Below are 7,652 nucleotides of genomic sequence, written 5' to 3'. Positions count from 1 at the left end.
CTCCAGATTTTGTAGCAGAAACTCAAACTCCTGACGTCTTATTTCAAGCGCATTCAGTACCTCTAGGACTCCAATTTTATGATGCTGAAACTTTCCCAGAAGAATATCACAATGGAGCATTTGTGGCATTTCGAGGTGGTTTCGGTCGCCAGGAACCTACAGGTTCTAAAATAGTATTTGTACCCTTTGATGAAAATGGAAATGCAACAGGAGTATATCAAGATTTTTTAACAGGTTTCTTAGACGTTTCCGCACAACCTGAAACTACTTGGGCTAATCCCGTTGGTTTACAAGTATTACCAGATGGTAGTTTGTTGTTTACCGACCAAGGAAACAATCGAATTTATCGGATACAGTTTCCTGAAAATGAAACGATAGAAGGTACTAATGACAATGACAATTTTCAGAGTGGAGAAGGTGACGATGAACTTTTTGGTAGAAGAGGTAGCGATCGCCTCACTGGTAACGGTGGCGACGATACATTAATTGGTGGCGTTGGTCGAGACACTCTCAATGGTGGTAGGGATGATGATACTGTTAATGGGGGTCCCGATCGGGATAAATTATTTGGTAAATCTGGTAATGACTTGTTGCTCGGTCGCTCCGGTAACGATATCTTGTTAGGAGGTGAAGGTGAGGATACTCTAGAAGGAGGTATTGGTCGCGACAGACTTAACGGTGGAGCAGGTAACGACCAACTCACAGGAGGTGGTAGTATTGACCGCTTTATCTTTAACACTAATCAGGAATTTCAGACAGAGGATGTAGGTATAGATGCAATTACCGATTTTTCCCAAACACAGGGAGATATTATTCTCTTAGACCTAACAACTTTCACGGCGATCGACAGCGAGTCGGGAACAGGTTTCAGCATCAACAATGAATTTGATACTGTGACTAATGACCAAGAAGCTGGAACTTCTGAAGCAGTCATTGTTTATAATAGTGAAAATGGTAATTTGTTCTATAACCCCAATGTTAATCAAACTGGTTTTGGCGATGGAGGTCAATTTGCCACTTTGACAAATATTCCATTGTTAGAAGCAGAAGATTTTGTTCTTAGAAGTTAGAACTTATGTATACACAACCTGGCAGGGACGTTGCATGCAACGTCCCTACATTGCGGTTAATTAATGTTACTTGATATAACATCATGCATGAAAAAAGAATATTACGAATAATAAGCACTATTAAAAGATTTGATCGGAAATTTGTACTTGACGAAAAAGATAAGTTACGACACAAAAAAAATGTATCAAACCTATTCATTCTGACTCCTGACTCCTGAGGAATTACTCCTAATAAACACCCTAGATATTTGTAGCCACTTATCAAACTGGTATAACACCCATGCTACCGGATTTGATATGACTTGCTATAAGCAGAAGAAAAATATCGCTTCCGTAACCAGAGAGTTACAGCTAAAGTTACCATAAGTGGAGGAAAAGCTACATAATTCACTGCTTGCCAACTAAAGCTGTGTAGCAACCGTCCTGATGAAAAAGTAGCAAGTGTCACAAAACCAAACATAATAAAGTCTTGTATAGCTTGTGTTTTAGCCTTTTCGGCGGGGGTATAAGCTTCAGTCAAAAAAGTTGTCGAACCAACAAACATAAAGTTCCATCCAATTCCAAGCATCAGCAAAGCTACTGTAAAATTTGTAATACTATTTCCCTGTAAATTAATAACTATGCACAGCAAATTCAACATTACACCCCAAAGTATGATATTTATCCTCCCAAACTTGGCAATCATAAATCCAGTCACAAAGGAAGGTGCAAACATACCTAAAACGTGCCACTGTATCACAGAAGCGGCAGCTTCAAATGAGTGAGAGTAAGCAACCATTGCTAATGGTGTCGCACTCATCACTAGGATCATTACTCCGTAACCGCATACACTATTCAACACAGCTATAATAAATACTGGCTGTTGCACGATCGCTGTTAATGGTCGGCCAGTTTCTTGACGTTCGGCTTTAGATGAGAGGGGAATATCTATCCAAAGCAGCAAGAATGCTGCTATTAACTGCAACCCAATAATCGAGACTAAAGAACCAGCAAATGTAACCGAAGTAAACCAGTCCTTTGACCAAGTTGCTAATCCTGGTCCTAAGAATGCAGCAATTACCCCACCCCCTACAACCAAAGAAACAGCCTGATGACGAAATCCATCAGTTGCTGCATCAATAGCAGCAAAACGATAGAACCCAGCAAATCCATTGAAGACACCAAACAGAAGGATAGCTAGACAAAAGAGTGAAAAACTTGTAGAAAAAATAGCATAGACTCCCAAAGCAGATCCTACCATGCCAATCAACACTCCAACTATAAAGCCAAACTGTCGTCCCCACTGCTTCATTAACAGCGAAGCGGGAATTGTTGTACTCATAGTTCCTAGCATTAACAGTGCTAGGGGAAGGGTTGCTAAAGATTTGTCTGCAGCTAGGGATTGACCAATTAATCCTGCAATAGTACCTAGGATTGTAATTCCAGTCATTGCTAGTGCCTGACATAACACAAGTAACAGAACGTTCTTCTTTGCTCGATTCATAGGAATATGTAGGTAGCTAGATTTCGTATTTTAATATTTTGAGATAGATAATACCGTTTTATGGAAATCAAAAGTTAAAAGTTAAAAGTCATACCAAATCTTAAAAGTTTGGCTACATATATTTTCTTTTAAACTATAACGTTATAGTTTTGATATTTTGCCATAGTTTGGAAACTAAATTCTTAAAAGTTCTTTTGGTTCTCCTTTTTATTAAGCTTGGGTTAAATCCTCGACAACTGCCTCTTTTCCTGGAGTATGCTCCGCAAACAGAGGAACTTTCCTTTCAGCATCGGATGGTTTGGGAGTTTTTGATAATTACTATACCCAAGTCCGAAGCGACTGGAACGGAGTGGAAGGAAGCAATCTCCTAAACCCTTGAGATTGCTTCTTATCGTCGCAATGACTACTTGTCAACTCATAAAAACATCTCTCCAAACCTCTCTCCTGCTTTTGAGAGAGGCTTTGAAACCCCCATTCCCTTGTAGGGAAGGGGGGCAGGGGGGTTAGCTTTTTAGGATTCATTGGTTCCATGCAGCACTTCTCAAACAGCTTCTAAGGGTATGGTTTTACCAAACTTCTGCTGAATTTGAGCCATCAGACCCATGGCAACAACCGAATTGATTAATTATCAATTATCCATTATTCATTGGTAATCTATGTCTTAACTATCTAGAGTTCCTTTTTCAATTATAGCACTACGCATTTAGGGCGCGGAAATTGGTAAATCCCGTTTGTGGAGGATTTCGGCAACGACAACTCACTTAGAGATTACTTTTAACTTGCGCGTAGCGCTATAAGCTATGCTTTTTCGGAGCATCACCTAGGAAATACTTATAGCAAGGAACCAATCTAGAACTTAATGTTTGATTGAAATTTATTTTTTTTCTGAGTCACAAGCAAACTCAGACCGAAAATCCCAAGTCCTACTAATGAGTTTGGTTCTCGTACTGATTTGTAGCTAACGTTGTCTCCTTCTGTAAATTTCTCGAAACCTCCTGTGTCTAAGTTGCGACTCCACAAAGACCAAGCTCCAGGTTCTCCAGACTTCACTGCCTCATCTCCACCATCAATCAGAAGTACATAATTCTCACTTTCTTGAGATTGACCTTGATACTCTATTCCTGAGAATTCTCCATTGAAAAAAACAGCATTTGTTAGCCCTGTTTTAGTAAAAGAAAATGTTTCCAAGGAATCTGTCAAAGTAAGATTCACATCAAACTCATTCACGGCAAACTTTTCCACATCCACAGAATTGTCTGGTTCAGCCTCAAAACTTACCGAACCAGATCCAAGAATATTGTCCAAATTATCAATCAGAGGGAAATTGAAGTTGAAAGAGGCAGCATGAACAGGAGTCTGAGAAACTATAGCCAATAAAGTTGTACTAGCGATGGCTACTGTGCATTTTCTGAAGATTTTGTTAGTCATTATTTTACTTTCTCTAAACATTTGTTGATTTAAGTGATTTGATGAATCTAGCTTTCTGGAATGAAAAAAGACAAAATGAATCTTTCAAGCAAAGAAACCTCTGAGTAACTATGCTCACGACGCTCATTTTTGATAAGTTTATATTCTTAGGTATTAGGCAGTTCTATCTAGCGGTTAACAACTCGACCAGGAACCCCGACAACTGTGCAATTAACAGAAACATCTCGTATAATAACTGCATTAGCACCAATACACACATTGTTGTCGATTTTGATATTACCTAAAACCTTTGCTCCTGCTCCGACAATAACATTTTTCCCCAGGGTGGGGTGGCGTTTCCCCTTCTCTTTACCGGTTCCACCAAGAGTAACACCTTGATAAAGTAGAACATACTCTCCCACTTGGGCTGTTTCACCGATGACTACACCCATACCATGGTCAATAAAGGCACCCTTACCAATTTGAGCAGCAGGGTGAATTTCAACCCCAGTTAAGAAACGACCCCAATGGCAAATTAAGCGAGGAATCAATGGAATTCTTAAATTATAGAGACAGTGAGCTATCCGATAACACATCAAGGCATGAAATCCTGGGTAACATAACAATACCTCAAACCAGTTTTTCGCTGCCGGGTCACGTTCAAAAATAATCTGGAAGTCAGCTAAGATCGACTTTAGAGATTCAACCAACTTCATCTGACGTGCCAAGAAGAAAGAACTATCAGGTTCTGAACCTACCAAATTCTTCTTACTTCTGGTGTCATTAGGGATTAGTTCCCCAATTAAAGACATTTTACTGTCTCCTTTTTACTGTTATTTATCTGTTCTGCAAGTTGGTATTTCTGAGATACAAGAGCTTATGCAAAAATTAGGTTGTGTTATAACGGTTGTGGTTTTGACTGTCTAGTTCACCCATCTGGTATCAAATCTGGTTGAATACTTATTAGACCTCTGGTGGAAAAGAGGTCGGAGGGATTAGTAGGGACGCCCTTATGCAACGTCCCTACAAAGTAGGGGGAAAGAATTGATAATTCTTTCCCCCTGTTCCCTGTTCCCAGTTAAGTGTTCCCTCTTTTCTGGAGATGTCTATATATTGTTTTAGCTTCGGTATTGACTCATTTACTAATCTTGACGAGTTATTTTGGCCTGCCATCAATGATAATGGACAAGTTGTTTTTATTGCTAGGGGTGCTGACGACCAAACAGGAATCTATACCAATATAATTGACACTCCACGGACTAAAGTCGCGTCGATTCGTGACTAGGACCTTTCTATCGGGTTAAAACCACGATTTCCACATTGCTCGAAACAACCACATTGCCAGTACCGTACCGTAGTACGTATACAGCAGCAGTACGGGCGATTCGCATAGATGCCCCTACTCCCTCTTTTCCACCAGAGGTCTAATTAATTTGCTGGCAATCGATCGCTTGTGCTATAATAAAATGCAACTTTCTATAGCGAAGACATTCAAGCAGCTTTAGCCTTTGCTGCTGAGATCAAATGAGCTGGCTTAGGAGTGATATAATTCTCACGTCAGTAGGCGCTTTAGTGCAGCTTGGCATCAGCGAACGGCAGTTGACCTCTACAACAAAAATAAAAATAATTTATTCTAAAAATTAATAAATTCTATACTAATTATTTAGAACTTATGATACCATGAAATTGCATTTATGCAATTTCATGGTATGAAATTTTGAGGGCTTAAAAATTTTTATTGACTATAAAATCAATATTTTGATAAATTTTTGGAGTTTATTTAATTTTTCATACCTAATAAGTATAAATGGAGAAAATGAGCGAACATGGAAATTAACGGAACTAATGACAGCGAATCCTTGATTGGTGGAGTAGAAAATGACTCTATTCAAGGTTTCGGTGGCAATGACAGTTTATTCGGCGGTGCAGGAAATGATAGTTTAGTTGGTGGAATTGGTGACGATATCTTCAATGGTGGTGCAGGAGCAGATACTATTGTCTATGAAAGAGAGTCTGTGCCTTTTTCTGCTACTGTAGCTACTAATACCATAGTTGATTTTGAACAAGGAGTAGACCGGATTAATGTTCGCTCTCTTGGTATTAGTGATTTTCAGACTTTACTGGGAGTTATTAGTAACAATACTGCTGGAGATGCGGTGATCGGCACTGTCTTAAACGGTGAGACGACTAATTTAGTTATTCAAGGAATTAGTACATCACAACTAACGGCACAAGATTTTATTTTTGATGATAGTGGCAGTGATGATGAGGTCGATGGGACAAGTGGTGCCGACCAATTATTTGGCGGTACGGGAAATGATTCAATTCAAGGATTCGATGGCAATGATGAATTATTCGGGGGTGCAGGAAATGATAGTTTAACTGGTGGATTTGGTAACGATAACTTAAATGGTGGTGCAGGAGCAGATGTTTTTGTTTATGAAAGATTGAGTGATGTGTTTAGCTCTAGTACTACTCGTACTCATACCATAGTTGATTTTGAACAAGGAGTTGACCAGATTAATGTTCGCGCCCTTGCTATTAGTGATTTTCAGTCTCTGCTGGAAGTTATTAGTAATAATACTGCTGGGGATGCGGTTATAAGTAGTGTCTTAGGGAGTGATACAACAAATTTAGTTATTCAAGGAGTGACAAGAGAACAACTAACTGCACAAGATTTTCTCTTTGATGAGAGTAACTCTAATGATGAGATTACTGGGGGATCTCGCAACGACCAATTGTTTGGTGGTGGGGGAAATGATTCAATTCAAGGTTTCGATGGCAATGACAGTTTATTTGGCGGTGCTGGAAATGATAGTTTAACTGGTGGATTTGGTAACGATTTATTAAATGGTGGTGCAGGAGCAGATATTTTTGTCTATCGAAGATTCAGCGATGTGTTTAGTACGAGTAGTACTATTACTAATACCATAGTTGATTTTGAACAAGGAGTTGACCAGATTAATGTTCGCGCCCTTGGTATTAATGATTTTCAGACTCTGCTGGAAGTTATTAGTAATAATGATACTGGGGATGCTGCGGTTATCAGCAGTGTCTTAGCGGGTGATAGGACTAATTTAATTATTGAAGGAGTGACAAAAGAACAACTAACTGCACAAGATTTTCTCTTTGATGAGAGTAACTCTAATGATGCGGTTGAAGGGACAAGTCGCAGCGACCAATTATTTGGCGGTCTGGGAAATGATGCCATTCAAGGATTTGATGGCAATGACAGTTTATTTGGCGGTGTAGGAAATGATAGTTTAGTTGGTGGTGCAGGAGCAGATGTCTTTTTCTATGAAACAGAGACTGCATTAGGTGCTAATACTTTTACCAATACCATAGGTGATTTTGAACAAGGAGTCGATCAGATTGATGTTAGCGGTGCGGGTATCAGTGATTTTCAGGTATTACTGGGACTTACTAATAACAATGCTAATGGGGATGCAGTTCTCAGCACTACCTCCGAGGATGATACGACTAATTTAATTATTCGAGGAGTGACTAAAGAGCAACTAACAGCAGAAGATTTTATCTTAGGTGAAGTTCCAGAGCCAACAGAGCCACCAACTCCCACAGAACCACCAACTCCCACAGAACCACCAGCACCTACAGAACCACCAACTCCCACACAACCACCAGCACCTACAGAACCACCAGCACCTACAGAACCACCAACTCCCACACAACCA

General features: G+C 39.6%; 5 protein-coding genes and 2 pseudogenes. 3 read left to right on the top strand and 4 right to left on the bottom strand.

Annotation, left to right across the window (positions count from 1 at the left end; genetic code table 11):
- Window positions 1–1,070: pseudogene (locus F6K22_RS42430) on the top strand (hypothetical protein); the annotation flags it as partial.
- Between the two features lie 283 nt (window positions 1,071–1,353).
- Here F6K22_RS42430 and F6K22_RS24175 read toward each other — a convergent pair.
- The 4 genes and pseudogenes from F6K22_RS24175 to cysE all read right to left on the bottom strand — a co-directional run.
- The gene (locus F6K22_RS24175) at window positions 1,354–2,553 is read right to left on the bottom strand and encodes an MFS transporter (protein ID WP_293103791.1); all 1,200 of its coding nucleotides are present in this window, start codon (window positions 2,551–2,553) and stop codon (window positions 1,354–1,356) included.
- Between the two features lie 541 nt (window positions 2,554–3,094).
- Window positions 3,095–3,175 (bottom strand): acyl carrier protein, encoded by an 81-nt coding sequence (locus F6K22_RS42425; RefSeq protein ID WP_363274299.1) that lies wholly within the window; start codon window positions 3,173–3,175, stop codon window positions 3,095–3,097.
- Between the two features lie 227 nt (window positions 3,176–3,402).
- On the bottom strand, window positions 3,403–3,981 hold the full coding sequence (locus tag F6K22_RS24170) for a hypothetical protein (RefSeq protein ID WP_293103788.1): 579 nt from the start codon (window positions 3,979–3,981) through the stop codon (window positions 3,403–3,405).
- A gap of 170 nt (window positions 3,982–4,151) precedes the next feature.
- Window positions 4,152–4,676: pseudogene (gene cysE, locus F6K22_RS24165) on the bottom strand (serine O-acetyltransferase); the annotation flags it as partial.
- A 386-nt stretch (window positions 4,677–5,062) separates the two neighbouring features.
- On the opposite strand from cysE, the gene F6K22_RS24160 reads away from it, so the two are divergent.
- Together F6K22_RS24160 and F6K22_RS24155 are read left to right on the top strand one after the other, a co-directional pair.
- A complete protein-coding gene (locus tag F6K22_RS24160) occupies window positions 5,063–5,245 on the top strand; it encodes a hypothetical protein (RefSeq protein WP_293103785.1) in 183 nt (60 codons plus the stop codon).
- Between the two features lie 541 nt (window positions 5,246–5,786).
- A partial coding sequence (locus F6K22_RS24155) for a calcium-binding protein (RefSeq protein WP_293103782.1) occupies window positions 5,787–7,652 on the top strand: 1,866 nt, incomplete at its 3' end.

The sequence above is a fragment of the Okeania sp. SIO2F4 genome, from assembly GCF_010672385.1.
Classification (GTDB): Bacteria; Cyanobacteriota; Cyanobacteriia; order Cyanobacteriales; family Microcoleaceae; genus Trichodesmium.
The sequence above is the reverse complement of the archived record's forward strand: the minus strand, read 5'-3'. Positions and strand labels throughout refer to the sequence as shown.

Excerpts from the sequence above, each read along its gene's own strand:
- F6K22_RS24175 (WP_293103791.1), bottom strand. The coding sequence starts at position 2,553 with ATGAATCGAGCAAAGAAGAACGTTCTGTTACTTGTGTTATGTCAGGCA.
- F6K22_RS24170 (WP_293103788.1), bottom strand. The coding sequence starts at position 3,981 with ATGACTAACAAAATCTTCAGAAAATGCACAGTAGCCATCGCTAGTACA.
- F6K22_RS24160 (WP_293103785.1), top strand. The coding sequence starts at position 5,063 with ATGTCTATATATTGTTTTAGCTTCGGTATTGACTCATTTACTAATCTT.